General features: G+C 52.3%; 13 protein-coding genes. All 13 read right to left on the bottom strand.

Going from position 1 to position 13,681, the window contains the following annotated elements; translation table 11 throughout:
- Positions 1 to 16: 16 nt before the first annotated feature.
- A complete protein-coding gene (locus H8L47_RS25635) occupies positions 17 to 1,117 on the bottom strand; it encodes an ABC transporter ATP-binding protein (RefSeq protein WP_186956563.1) in 1,101 nt (366 codons plus the stop codon).
- A 12-nt stretch (positions 1,118 to 1,129) separates the two neighbouring features.
- Complete coding sequence (gene nagZ, locus H8L47_RS25630) at positions 1,130 to 2,662, bottom strand: beta-N-acetylhexosaminidase (protein ID WP_230413912.1); 1,533 nt, start codon at positions 2,660 to 2,662, stop codon at positions 1,130 to 1,132.
- Positions 2,659 to 3,480, bottom strand: a complete 822-nt coding sequence (locus tag H8L47_RS25625; RefSeq protein ID WP_186956561.1) for a carbohydrate ABC transporter permease — start codon at positions 3,478 to 3,480, stop codon at positions 2,659 to 2,661. Before H8L47_RS25625 ends, nagZ begins: the two co-directional genes overlap by 4 nt.
- Positions 3,481 to 3,482: 2 nt before the next feature.
- Positions 3,483 to 4,382: a carbohydrate ABC transporter permease gene (locus H8L47_RS25620; protein ID WP_186956559.1), complete on the bottom strand. Its 900-nt coding sequence runs from the start codon at positions 4,380 to 4,382 to the stop codon at positions 3,483 to 3,485.
- Positions 4,379 to 5,647, bottom strand: a complete 1,269-nt coding sequence (locus tag H8L47_RS25615) for an ABC transporter substrate-binding protein (protein ID WP_186956557.1) — start codon at positions 5,645 to 5,647, stop codon at positions 4,379 to 4,381. The genes H8L47_RS25620 and H8L47_RS25615 overlap by 4 nt, the downstream gene beginning before the upstream one ends.
- 142 nt (positions 5,648 to 5,789) lie before the next feature.
- Positions 5,790 to 6,800: an SIS domain-containing protein gene (locus H8L47_RS25610; protein WP_186956668.1), complete on the bottom strand. Its 1,011-nt coding sequence runs from the start codon at positions 6,798 to 6,800 to the stop codon at positions 5,790 to 5,792.
- Positions 6,793 to 7,911 carry an N-acetylglucosamine-6-phosphate deacetylase gene (nagA, locus tag H8L47_RS25605; protein ID WP_186956555.1) on the bottom strand — a complete coding sequence of 373 codons (1,119 nt, stop codon included), beginning with the start codon at positions 7,909 to 7,911 and terminating at the stop codon, positions 6,793 to 6,795. The genes H8L47_RS25610 and nagA overlap by 8 nt, the downstream gene beginning before the upstream one ends.
- Positions 7,908 to 8,642, bottom strand: a complete 735-nt coding sequence (locus tag H8L47_RS25600) for a GntR family transcriptional regulator (protein WP_186956554.1) — start codon at positions 8,640 to 8,642, stop codon at positions 7,908 to 7,910. Before H8L47_RS25600 ends, nagA begins: the two co-directional genes overlap by 4 nt.
- A gap of 22 nt (positions 8,643 to 8,664) precedes the next feature.
- Complete coding sequence (locus H8L47_RS25595; protein ID WP_329605496.1) at positions 8,665 to 9,609, bottom strand: BadF/BadG/BcrA/BcrD ATPase family protein; 945 nt, start codon at positions 9,607 to 9,609, stop codon at positions 8,665 to 8,667.
- Positions 9,610 to 9,857: 248 nt separating this feature from the next.
- Complete coding sequence (locus H8L47_RS25590; protein WP_186956552.1) at positions 9,858 to 10,286, bottom strand: ExbD/TolR family protein; 429 nt, start codon at positions 10,284 to 10,286, stop codon at positions 9,858 to 9,860.
- Between the two features lie 136 nt (positions 10,287 to 10,422).
- Entirely contained in the window at positions 10,423 to 10,857 is a 435-nt protein-coding gene (locus tag H8L47_RS25585; protein ID WP_186956550.1) for an ExbD/TolR family protein, read from the bottom strand.
- A 413-nt stretch (positions 10,858 to 11,270) separates the two neighbouring features.
- Complete coding sequence (locus H8L47_RS25580) at positions 11,271 to 12,140, bottom strand: MotA/TolQ/ExbB proton channel family protein (protein WP_186956549.1); 870 nt, start codon at positions 12,138 to 12,140, stop codon at positions 11,271 to 11,273.
- Positions 12,141 to 12,421: 281 nt separating this feature from the next.
- Complete coding sequence (locus H8L47_RS25575; protein WP_186956547.1) at positions 12,422 to 13,093, bottom strand: energy transducer TonB; 672 nt, start codon at positions 13,091 to 13,093, stop codon at positions 12,422 to 12,424.
- Positions 13,094 to 13,681 lie beyond the last annotated feature (588 nt).

The raw sequence follows: 13,681 nt of genomic DNA, 5'->3' as shown, positions 1-13,681 counted from the left end.
CGTCACCAACATGGTATTACTGGCCTAAAGCGACGCCATTGCGGTCAAACACATGACACCTCTGCCCCGGCAGTTGTATACAAAGATCAGCTCCTGCATACAGGTCTGAAGTATCTGCTGGCAGTTTGATAGCAAACAGATTTTCTTCACCCGCCAGTATTGCATACACGATGGCGGCATCCCCCAGATGTTCAACAAAGCTGATGCAGACTTCGAGCTGGTTGCTGTGCTCCGTGCTTTGTGATGCCAGCAGGATATGCTCTGCCCTGATGCCAAGACTGACTTCGTCCCCTGTCTGCAAATTGCTGGTACCAAGCTGGACGTTGATATGTGTGCCCGCGGCCAGTTGCAGTTCTGCCTCATTACCAAGATTGCGCAATACCTTTGCCTTGACGATGTTCATCTTCGGTGAACCGAGGAAGCCTGCAACGAAGAGGTTGGCGGGTTTGTCGTAGAGTTCCAGTGGTGCGCCTACCTGTTCTATCTTGCCGCCATTGAATACGGCTATGCGCTGGCCCAGGGTCATGGCTTCTACCTGGTCGTGCGTCACGTAGATCATGGTAGCGGCAAGTTCTCTGTGCAGCTTGCTGAGTTCTATGCGCATTTGTACGCGCAGGCTGGCGTCGAGATTGGATAGTGGCTCGTCAAACAGGAACAGGCCGGGCTTGCGCACGATGGCGCGGCCTATGGCGACGCGCTGGCGCTGGCCGCCGGACAGGTCACGCGGCTTGCGCTGCAGCAGGTGGGTCATTTGCAGGATGCTGGCGGCGTGTTGTACTGCGCTGTCTATCTCGGCCTTGCTCATGCTGGTGAGGCTGAGGCTGAAGGCCATGTTTTCATACACTGTCATGTGCGGGTACAGGGCATATGACTGGAACACCATGGCCAGGCCGCGTTTGGCGGGCGGGATATCGTTCGCCAGTTGATTGTCTATGTGCAGTTCACCGGCACTGATATCTTCAAGGCCAGCAATCATGCGCAAGAGCGTGGATTTGCCGCAGCCTGAGGGGCCAACAAAAACCATGAATTCACCATTGCGCACATGCAGGTCTATGCCTTGCAAAACCTGGTTATTGCCATAGGATTTGCTGATCCGCTGCAGTCTGACTTCGGCCATTCCTTGTGTTCCTTATGCAGCAGCGGTAGAGAAACCAGCAACTGGTATCTGACCGCTGGCGACCACTTCTGCGGCAAACCACGCACGTGCAGCATCTATCGCTGGTGGAGCAAAGCCGTAGGTAATCAATGCGGGGGCCTGAATGTCCAGCATTTGAAACGGGTTCCACAAGACCAGGTGCAGGTCTGGCTTCCAGGTATCGCGTACCTGTTTGCTATAGCGTATGCGCACAGTAGATGCCAGCACGACGAAGCGGCCATCATCTGGTAAGGCACTCCAGTCAAAAGTGTCAGCATTGGCAAAGGTGACCGTCTCTACATCATACAAACTCGCCAGCATGGCGCTGACTTTTGCGGCAGGTATGCCAGCTTCCGAAACACCATCACTGACAACGTCGGCGCTGATGACGAGGCGCAGCTTGCTGCCTCTGACGGGCGGTTGTGCATTGCCCTGGGTAGTCAGGCCGCGCTTCCAGGCGCTGGACATGAGGATGCGGTCTGCCATGTCGGTCTGGTAGGCTGTATCTATGCAGGGATAGGTCTTGGTCAGGTCTGCCATGCGTTGCAGTTTTTGCTGTACTTCTGCGAGAGATATCTGGCCTGAGAAAATCACTTCGGTCAGGGCATTCAGGGTTTCCAGTTGCGTCTCTGTGGTGCCTAGCGCCATGACCATGTCGGCACCGGCCAGCAAGGCACGCACTGCGGCATTGCCGACGCCATAGCGGCCTGCTATTGCATGCATGTCCATGCCGTCGGTGATGACGACGCCCTGGTAATTCCATTGGTCACGCAGCAAGCCCGTCAGGATGGGCCTGGACATGGTGGCAGGATTTTCTGCATCCAGTGCGGGGTAGACGATATGCGCCGTCATCATGGCAGGTGCATTGCGGCTGACTGCGATCTGGAAAGGTGCCAGTTCCAACGCTTGCAATTCTTCCAGGCTCTTGTTCACGGTAGGCAGATCGCGGTGGGAATCAACATTGGTGTCGCCATGACCAGGGAAATGCTTGACACAGCAAGCCACACCTTCAGCCAGGCTGCCATCCATCCAGGCCAGTGCCAGTTCACTGGCGCGCTTGGGATCAGAGCCAAACGAGCGTTCAGAGATGACGGGATTATCGACATTGTTATTCAGATCCAGCACGGGCGCAAAATTCCAGTTAAAGCCCAGGGCCTTTACACCGCGCGCAACAGCAGCGCCCACCTGGCGGCATAGCTCGGGATCATCGCTGGCCCCCAGCGACATTGCCGCCGGGGGCTGCGGTACCCAGGTGGAGCGCACTACTGCGCCCCCTTCCTGATCGATGCCAATCAGCGCCCCCTCCCCCAAGATAAGGCGCAGATCAGCCGTCAGTTTTTTCAGCTGGATTTCGTCAACCATGTTTTGCCTGAACAGGCAAATGCCACGGATATGATTGTCTTTTAAAAATTGTGCCGATGTCTCATCCAGGCTGGTGATGGGCATGCGTATCATCACCAGTTGCCCGGCCAGGCGGCGTGCTTCTTCTCGCGTCATCGTTTGTTGGTTATTTTTGTCTTGCGTCATTTCACTGCTCCATCCATGCCGCGCATAAAAAAGCGCTGGGTAAATAAAAAAGCGACCAATATCGGTGCAACTGTCAAAATGGTTCCTGCCGCGATGACGCGGGTGCTACTGCCATAAGTGCCGCGCAAATACAGCACACCGGCAGACAAGGGAAAGTCTTCTGGCTTGCTGATGACGATGGATGGCCAGATGTATTCATTCCACGCTTCCACCGCAGTCAATATGCCCACCGTTGCCAGCCATGGCGTAATCAATGGCAAGACAATGCGGTAAAAGATGATCCATTCACTGGCACCGTCTACCCTTGCAGCATCCAGCAAGTCTTGCGGTACTTCATCAAAAGCCTGCTTCAGCAAGAGTATCGAGACTGCTGTCACGATATTTGGCAAGACCACGGCAGTGTAAGTATTCACCAAGGATATCTTCGTCATGGTGATGAAGTTGACCAGAAAATTGACTTCAGATGGCAAGATCATGGTCGCCAGTATCACACCCATGATGAGCTTGCTGCCGCTGAACTGCATGCGTGACAGAGGATAAGCGGCGAGTGAACACACGACCAGTTTGCCCAATACGGTCGCCAGAGTGATCAGCAAAGAATTCTTGTAAAAAGCGAGGATGGGGATGACGCGGAAAGCCTCGACAAAATTATCTAGCGAAATACCACGCGGCCAGAATGTGGGCGGGAATTCAAACAGATTACCTTCTGTCGACATCGCCACCACCAGCGTCCACCAGAAGGGGAAAATGCAGATGATGGCAATCAGGCTTAGCAAGCCATATTGTGAAGCCGTGCGCAGGAATTTTTTGATGTTCATGCTCATTCCCTGTGCCCAGGTTTAAGCCAGCGCAGGCAAATGAAGGCGATCGCCATGCAGCAGAGGGAGACAACAAAACTCGCAGCCAGGCCGCGTGGCAGCTTCAAATGTTTCAGGCCTTGATCATAGGCATAATACAGCGCCGTGAAGGTGGAATTCATGGGGCCACCTTGCGTAAGCACGTCAACTTCCTGATAGGCTTTCAAAGCCGCCAAGACTGACATGATGCTGCAGACCAGTATCGTCGGCTTCAGCATGGGCACGGTGATGCGCCAGAAACGTTGCCAGCGATTGGCTCCATCCAGTATTGCTGCTTCCTGCATCTCGGCGGGCAGTGACTGCAAGGCAGCCAGATACATCACCATATACCAGCCCAGACCACGCCAGAAAGACACAAACATAACAGCGAACAAGGCAAGCGCGTCATCCGACAACCAGCCCAGTGGCGCAGCAATGATATGCAATTGCAGCAGCACATAATTTAGTGTGCCCTGCTCATGGAACATAAAGCCCCACATGATGCCGACGACAGACACCGTCGTCACCACTGGCACATAATAAGCAGCGCGAAACCAGCGTATGCCTGGCAATTGATTATTCACCAGCACCGCCAGCGATATCGCACCCAATTGCGTAAAGGGCACGACCAACAAAAACAATAGCGAATTCTTTAGTCCTGTCAAAAACATGTCATTCGCAAACAGGGCACGATAATTGGCGAAGCCTACCCAATGCACTTCGCGTATCAGGCTGAAATCTGTAAAGCTCAGGTAAGAGCCATACATGACGGGCCAGAAGGAGAACATCAGCAGCAATAGCAAGGCAGGAGCCAGGAAGGCATAGGCAAGCAGGTTGCGCTTGTTTGTCACAACGGGCGCGACAGAGTCAAGCAACTTGCTCATGGCAGCTTCACACCTTGCAACTTGCGATTCCAGATGCCTACCGCTTCATCCAAGGCTTCTTGTATATCACGGCGGCCAGTAACACCTGCTTCTACGGCCTTGACCAAAAAACGGCGCAATTCATCATAATCGTCTATGCCGCTGACATACAGGCTGCGGGCAGAATTCATGGAATTTGCGGCCACGGCCAATGCCTGTTCTGATGCGCCGGCGTTGGGTAATATTTTCTTGAAATAGGGATTTGCCAGCGCCTGTTTGGTGGTGGGCATCACACCTGCCATCCTTGCAAAAGCCAGTTGATTGGCATCGCTGGTCAGGTAGCGGGCAAAGGCGGCAACTTCAGGAATATCTTTTTTCTTCACGCCTTTGGGTATGGCGAAATGGAACATCCAGCCACCGTCGTTAATCCCAGTCGGACCTGGCGGCACAGGAAAGATACCGGTTTGCGCATAAATTTCTGGTGCATCAGTTTGTATGCGCTTGATGGCTGTCGGCGCACTGACCATGACACCGAGACGGCCACCGAGATAGGCATCTACTACTGCGGGAAAATTGTCTTCTGCAAACAATTTGTCTTTGAGAAAACCGCCAGCCTTATAGGTGGCAGCAAGTTTTTTAACCAGCATCACATGAGCGGGGGAATTGAATACCGCCTTTCCATCGCGTATTAAATCCAAGCCCTGTTGCATGAAAAAACCATCGATCTTGCCGAGCGCAGGCGCATAACCAGGCTTGCCGGTTTTGAGAGAAATCATGACAGCCTGGGTCAGCAATTCATCCATGCTGCGTGGTGCCTGGACTATGCCTGCCGCAGCCAGTATCTTGCGGTTATAGGCGATTACGTTAACGTTGCTGTAATGTGGGAAACCATAGACCTTGCCCTTAAAACGCAAATCAGCCAGTGCGGCATCGGTGTAGTCATTGGTGCCACCCGGTGCGGCCAATAATGTATCGACGGGCTCAAGCAAACCATCTCGCGCCATTTCTTCTGCCCAGGGCACACTCAAATTTACCAGTGCTGGTGGCGTACCTGCAGCGATGGCCGTGATCAGCTTTAATTGCAGAATATCCCAGGGGAAATCCACCCATTCGAGCTTGATGCCGGGGTGTTGTGCTTCGTAATTTTTGACGAGTTCCTGAAAATAGGGAATGAATTTTGGCTTCAGGCTCATGGTCCAGAACTCGATCTTCTGGACGGCGAAGGCGTTGCCATGCAAGCCAAAACTCAATAGCAGCACGCTCAAGACCAAGCGCAATTCCGGCATCGAAATCTGCTTTTTACATATACTCCCCAATATTTTTAAGCAATCTCGCATTTTAATCATACCAATCTTGCTATTTATAAAAATACTGGGGGTAGTATCTATTTTCTAAGTTTTTAAAAAATAGCCTGCTGCTGTAGCTGCGTCAATTTGTTTTGGTGACTTTGCTCAAATGCCTTGGCTTGTCCGGGTCCAGACCACGGGCAATCGACAGGTTTGCTGCCATCATGTAGAACGCTTGTATCGCCACAACTGGATCGAGATCCGGTGTCGCCGCAACTGGCAAAGTCAGGTTACGTTCCTTGACATCTTCTGGTGCAGCCAGCAAGACATTCGCGCCACGGCCACGCATTTCCTCTGCCAGGGCAATCAGGCCAGCTTGTGCTGGGCCACGGGTTGCGAATATCAATAATGGATAACCATCATGTATCAGGGCCATGGGGCCATGTTTGATTTCTGCACCGCTGAAGGCTTCTGCCTGGATGACGGATGTTTCTTTGAATTTAAGTGCAGACTCCAGTGCCACCGGAAAGCTGATACCACGGCCCACCACCATGATGCGTGATGCAGGTTGCAAGACTTCTATCGCTGGCGACCAGTCGAGTTTGGTGGCCGCGTGCAGGGATTCTGGCAATTGCTCTATCGCTGCCAAAAATTCTGCATCGTTTTGCCAGTGACCTGCCAGGCGCGCACCTGCAACCAGCGAAGTAATAAAGCTCTTGGTGGCAGCAACACTCAGTTCCGGGCCTGCGTGCAGTGGCATGGTCCATTCTGCGCTTTGAGCCAGAGGCGATGCTGCATCGTTGACGAGGGCCACAGTAGTCGCGCCACCTTCGCGGAAATAACGGATAGGCTCAACCACATCAGGGCTTTGACCAGACTGTGAAATCGCAATCGCCAATGCATCTTTGGCTGCCAGTGGTGCCTTGTTCAGTGTCACCAAAGACATAGGCAGGGAAGCAACGATGCGCCCTACCCTGGCCATGATCAGATAGGCTGCATAATTGGCGGCATGGTCCGAGCTACCACGGGCAACCGTGACGACGGATGTTGGTGGCTTGGCACGCAAGTGAGCGCCTAGCTCGGCATAACGTGCACCTTCATGTTTGAGTTGTTCGGCTACAAAATCAGCGGAAGAACTGGCTTCCTTAAGCATCTGTGAGGTCAATCTTTTCTCCTTCTACATAAACAGCGATGAGGTTGAGCTGGCGATCCAGTACAACCAGGTCTGCGTAACTGCCAGCCTGCAGGCGGCCACGCTCATTCAATCCCAGATAATCGGCTGCGTAAGTAGAAACACGCTTCGATGCATCTTCCAGGTCAAGTCCTATGCTGACCAGATTGCGCAAGGCTTGATCCATGGTCAGGGTGCTGCCTGCCAGCGTGCCGTCTTCAAGACGTACACCGCCCAGGCATTTATGTACGACCTGGCGGCCCAGCATGTATTGGCCATCAGGCATGCCGGAAGCTGCAGTAGAGTCAGTAACGCAATACAGATGCGGTATCGCACGCATGGCGGCTTTGATGGCGCCAGGGTGGACATGCAACAAGTCAGGAATAATTTCAGAAAACTGCGCATGCGCCAGCGCTGCGCCGACCATGCCGGGCGCACGGTGATCAAGGCGTGACATGGCGTTGTATAAGTGGGTAAAACCAGTTGCACCATTTTCCAGTGCGGCCTTGCCCTCTTCGTAAGTACCGAGGGTATGGCCTATCTGCACCTGCATGCCGATGGCTGTCAGCTCGCGCACCAGTTGCAAATGGCCGTCCATTTCAGGCGCTACAGTGATCAATCTGATCGGCGCTATCGCATCAAGATGGCGTACCTGTTCCAGCGAGCCGGTATGAGCAAAGGCAGGCTGTGCGCCCAGCTTGCCCGGATTGATATACGGGCCTTCCAGATGCACACCCAATATACGTGCGCCACCACTACTACGCTTGTCCACTTCTGGCTTGATGCCCTGCAAGGCCAATTCAAGATCGGCCAGTGGTGCTGTCATCGTAGTTGCCAGCATGCTGGTGGTACCATGCCTTGCATGTTTGCGGGCGATGATCCTAACTGCATCACCCGCCTCCATGGTGTCTTTACCGCCTGCACCATGCACATGCAAGTCGACAAAACCTGGCAAGATGTAAGCTGCTGACCCAGCATCAACGGCACTCATGTCTGCAGCGATAGACTGAATCCTCTCGTCGAAAGCCAAAGTCCCGTATACCCAGCCTTGCGGTGTCAGTATTTGCCCCTGTACTTGTAGCTGCAGGCTCATCTGAACAACTCCGCCACAAAGTCATAATAATCACTACGGCAATAAGAGTGTGAGAGTTCTATCGCGGCACCATTTGGCAAATACGCTACGCGGGTAATGAACAACATGGCCGCGCCCTGTTTGATGTCTGCCAGACGGGCTTGCTCGGCAGTTGCATTCACAGCGCGAATATGCTGCAAGGCGCGCGCTGGTGAGAGATTATGTGATTCCAGATAACCATACAAACTGTCACTGACCAGCTTGGGGTTAGGCATATACACGGCTGGGATAGTTGAGCTTTCTATCGCCATAACGACATTGTCGGCCGTACGCAAACGCTTCAGACGCGATACCACGGTATTGGGTGACAGGCCCAGAGACAAAATCTCTTCAGGTGAAGCGATTCCTGTTTCGCGTGACAACCAGCGTGAGCCTGGAGCAAAACCACGGTTACGCAATTCTTCACTGAAGTTGGTGAGGCGCGACAGTGGTTGCTCTATCTTGGGCGTGATGTAAGTGCCAGAGCCATGCTTGCGTGTCAGCATGCCGCGCTCGCACAGCATGTCTATCGCCTTGCGCGCGGTGACGCGTGAAATTTCAAGGGTTTCTGACATCATACGTTCGGATGGCAAGGCTTCATCCGGCTGCCACAATCCACTATGTATGCCATTCGCGAGTTTGTTCGCCAATTGCAGATACAAGGGGGTAGAACTTTCTGTATCAGGTTTGAAGTCTATCAATTGTGCCAGCATGTCTGTCTTTCTTTTAATATACTTATATGGCTTGTAAATGCTGTTGTATCAGTATCAATGCCCCAGTTGCCGAATCGGCCTTGGGCATCTGTATTCTTTCTTTTAATTCGGCAGGCAAATACACCGCTACTGCTGCTGCCAGCCCACCGCACAAGGCGATCGGCAATTCATTTTTCGGGTCCAGCGCCCTGGCCATGATGGCGACTTCTGTACCAGCTTCCAGCATGATTTCGCGAGCCACCTCGACTTCAGGCGCAAAACGAATAACCAGCGGTGCCAGCTCGGCATAACGGGTTTGGTTGGCTTGTGCCAGCCAGGCAAACACGGCGTCTTTATCACCGCCACAATGCGTCAGCACAGCACTGGCAAAAGGGTTGCTCACAGCACGGCCATCCAGCACGCGCTGCAAATGATTGACGGCACGCATACCCAGCCAGGCGCCACTGGCCTCATCACTGACTGGAAAACCCCAGCCACCCACTTCACGACGCTGGCCGCTTGGCAGCAAAACTTCGCCGACACTACCAGTGCCCAAAGCAATGATAGCGCCAGGCTTGCCATTGAGTGCCCCCAGCAAAGTGGTATAGGCATCAGTTTCAGCGCAGACAGCACCAAAACCAGGGTTGAGGGCCACGAACTCTCTGGCCCAGTGAATATTATGCACACCAGCCAGGCCACAGCCCACTGCGATATCAGCCAGGGCAGGCATATCCAGATTGGCATCTGCAAAGGCTTGCTGAGTGGCAAGCAAGATAGCCTGCCAGGCCTTGTCGCGGCCATGCGCCAGACCAGATGGGCCTGCACTACCACGGCCCAACTCAATGCCGCTAGCATCAGACAACACCACTCGCGTGCCAGTGCCACCACCATCAGCACCAATATGATAAGTACAAGCATGGGTCATCGAGGAATGCCCTGCGGTCTTTAACACATCAGTTTCAGACAGATTTTCTGCTTGTTTATTCATTGATAAGTAAATAATTGAGTAAGGTTGAACCAGACCAGATTCTGTACTTCTGCTACTATTTCAAGTCTCACTGTAAGTTTTTTCACTAGTGGATGTCAATAGGTATTTAAGTGGTATCATCAAATATAATTTGAGCCTGTCTTTTTCTATCACACTCTACGGTAACGACAGAGACGAAACATGCTCATAGTCCCGCCCCGGGCACTACAAGCTTTATGGCAACTTGTATTAAGCCCGCGGCTGCATGTTTACTTCAAGAACTGTTCGTTGCCTACCATACCAATCTTGGTCACGCCAAGACGCTGCGCCGCTGCCATGACAGCCGCCACAGATTTGTAAGGAACGACAGCTACCGGGCGCAAATGCACTTCTGGCTGGTCAGGTTGCGCTGCCGCTTCTGCCAGCTTGGCATCCAGTTCGCTTGGATTCACTGCTGCACCATTCCATGTCACTGTTCCATCGAAATCCACGTCAATATTCACGACGACAGGTTCCTTCGGCTGCACTGGCGACGGCCCTTGCGGCATATTCAGATTCACCGCATGATTCTGGATAGGAATCGTGATAATCAACATGATGATCAACACCAGCATGACGTCAATCAAAGGCGTCATGTTCATTTCTATCATTACTTCTGGATCAGCAGACGCGCTGCCGGAACCAATTTGCATACCCATAATGCTTCCTTTTTAGGGGCTGGCGAGAAAATCGCCCTGACTGCGTTGCAGCTTCTCGCCGTGCTATTCGCACTGTCTTCGTCGCTACGCCTTGTCAGGACAATTTTTCGCCAGCCCTGTTTAGTCATTCAAAACACTAATTCCGCGCTGGCGGTTCAATAACGAAGCCGACCTTGGCGATACCTGCACGCTGGGCTGTCAAAATGCTCTTGCCGACAAACTCATAACGGGCATTCTGGTCGCCACGGATATGCAACTCCGGTTGCGGGATCTTGACTGCTTCTACCTTGAGTCGTTCAAACAGGGCATCTGTGCTGCCTAGCGGCTTGGTACTGCCGTTCCAGTACAGATCACCATCCTTGTTGATCGACAAGGTGATGTTTTCCGGTTTGGTTTTGTAAATCTGGTTGTGCTCTGCCGGCAGCTTGAGCTTAATCGTGTCCGTAATCACCGGCGTTGTGATCAGGAAGATGATCAGCAAAACCAGCATGACGTCTACCAGCGGGGTGGTGTTGATGGTGCTGTTGACTTCGTCTTCGCCATCACCATCATTGCCAATTGCCATTGCCATAATGTGTTCTCTTTCGATGTTACGCTTTAACCCTTAAGACCTCTCAACACAGAGAAAGGAAAGACTTCTTGCAAGAAGTCTTCGTTCCGCAGGCGAGTGGCATGCCACTCGAATTCCCTGCTACACCACAGAGGTGACACAGAGAAAACAAGAGATAAACCTCTTCGTATTCGCATGCATCCATTCTGATCTGCTCTCTGCTTTTCTCTGTGCCTCTGTGCCTCTGTGCCTTTTTTGGTTAAGGGTCTTTGGGTCTTTGGATCTTTGGGTTTTTAAGCTATATAAAGTGGCCATGTGAAATGCTGAGGAAGCGTAGCGAGCGGCGCTAGTTTTAGTTAAGAAGCGCAGTCGTACTTCGGTACGACGAGCATCGCAGACTAAAAATCGCGTCGCGCAGTAGCTTCATCAGCATTTCACTTCTTGCCCATGGTACCGGACAGAACAACAGAGTGCAGGTCAGCGGAGAAAGCGCGGACTTCTTCCATGGCGCTCTTGTTGCGGCGTACCAGGAAGTTGTAACCCAGAACAGCAGGAACAGCCACAGCCAGACCAATCGCGGTCATGATCAGCGCTTCACCAACAGGGCCCGCTACTTTGTCGATTGATGCCTGACCGGACATACCGATGGCTGTCAGCGCATGGTAGATACCCCATACTGTACCGAACAGACCAACGAACGGTGCTGTGGAACCAACTGTTGCCAGGAATGCCAGGCCGTCTTGCAGGCGGCTTTGGACTTTTTCCACAGCGCGCTGGATGGACATGGATACCCAGGTGTTCAAATCGATTTGTTCCAGCAAAGCGCCTTCATGGTGTTCTGTGGCTTTGATGCCAGAGTCAGCGATGAAGCGGAATGGGCTGCCTTCTTTCAGGGAAGCGGCACCGGCTTGTACGGAGGCTGCTTTCCAGAATTTGGTACGGGCATCTGTTGCCTGGCCGGACAGTTTGACCTGGTCGATGATTTTGGTGATGAGGATGTACCAGCTGCCCATGGACATGATGACCATGATGATGAGTGTGCCTTTGGCAACGAAGTCACCTGTTTTCCAGAGGGCGTCGAGGCCGTATGGATTTTCTATCACTTCTTTGGCTGCTGCTGGGGCAGCTGCGGGAGCGCCAGCATCGGCGGGGGCAGCTGGAGCGGCGGCAGCTTCAGCAGCAGGAGCGGCTGGAGCAGAGGCGGCAGCAGAAGCTGGACCTTGAGCGGAGGCAGGAGCGACGGCAACGGCGGCTGTCAAAGCCAGGAGTGTTGCAGCCAGGAATGCGGAGAAACGGGTTTTCATTGAGGTGCTTCCTTTAAACAGTATATTGAATTACTTACACGTATAACAAATGACTTAGATTTGAATAAGACCAAAAATCTTCACCACAGAGACACAGAGAAAGGCAAGAGGAAAAGCACACAAGCTGCATATTGATACCGCATTGCTATTACTCTTATTTGATGTTCTCTGTGTTCCCTCTGTGTCTCTGTGCCTCTGTGTTGAGAGGTCTTGAGTTTCAGCCTTCAAATTTGTTCAGCTTTTTGATGAAGTGGATGTCTTGTTTATCTGCGCCACCTCTATTATTCGAGTTTCCAGACATACTGGACTTTGGTCCATGTCTGTTGTGGTTTGCCATCCACGGTACCTGGTTTGTTTTTGCAGGAACCTGACATCAATTGGGACTTCACTGCATTATCGAGACCACGGAAGCCACTGGATTTGTCGATCTTGACATCGGCTACCGAGCCATCTGCTCCGATGAGGACGGATAATTGCACAGTACCAGTTTCTTCGTTACGCAGCGATGCACGCGGATATTCCGGTTTGCAACCACCCACGTTGAAGTCGATCACGCCAGGTACTGTGACAGGACCTGTAGGCTTGGTATCTGCCACAGGAGCAGGAGGTGCCTGGGTCTTGGCGAATGTCGGATTCTCTGGCTTGACATTCGATACGGCGGCGATCGTCGGCTGCTGTTGTACCGGTTGTTGTACCTGGACTTCCGGTGGCGGAATGAACGGTGGCGGTGGGGCCAGCAGTTTTGGTGGCGGCGGTGGCGGCGTATCTGGCGGTGGTGGCGGTGGTTTCACCTCCTCTACCAGCTTGACTTCTGCTGGCTTGATCACCACTTCCATGGCCTTGCGAGCCAATCCTGATACCAGTGCATATACCACCAGTAAGTGAAATGCGATTACCAGCCCTATACCTATAAACTTCTTCCCCGGCTCTTGCTGGCGATTTGAAAAATCCATTACTGCTCCTGTCATTTTATTTTTTTAAACCGGACACTCGCGCCAACACCACGCCAGCATAACTTTATAAAATCCCATCCGGGTTCAAGCGCTCCATTCCATGAGTAAAGCGGGCAAAGCAACAGGACTCTGGTCTGCCTTTTCAACAGAGAGTCCAATTGAATGCTAATTCACAGAAAGTCCCATTTGATTCCAAGCCATTATTAAAAGATGACCTGCTTCCAGCTTACTGTAGAGTCCTTAAAACTGGTTGTCAAGCGGTATCTATGTGGTATTAAATAAATTTCGCGCGTATCAAGACCTTGTATAATTTCGCACACGCTTACACCTCTTTGTGGCGGCTTCAGGTAAGCGTCGCTTTTCGTGTTTTTTACAACTGGTCTTATCTGGATTTTTTCTTCTGTAGCACACAAATTCCAGTTCATTGAATGCGCTTTTCCTGTCCAGAATAATAAGTACATTCACTAGTGTCCCAACGTTTTCACATCAGGGGTTCGTAAGTCAATGATTTGTTTGCACAAATTGATGTTTTTATCTGGTCTCGATTTGAACGTCGAGGTGCAGAATTGGAGCTTTTTGCGAATATCC

Origin of the sequence: Undibacterium umbellatum, assembly GCF_014284125.1 — a bacterium.
Lineage (GTDB): Bacteria > Pseudomonadota > Gammaproteobacteria > Burkholderiales > Burkholderiaceae_D > Undibacterium > Undibacterium umbellatum.
Note: the sequence above shows the minus strand (reverse complement) of the source record. Positions and strands in the feature narration are given on the sequence as shown.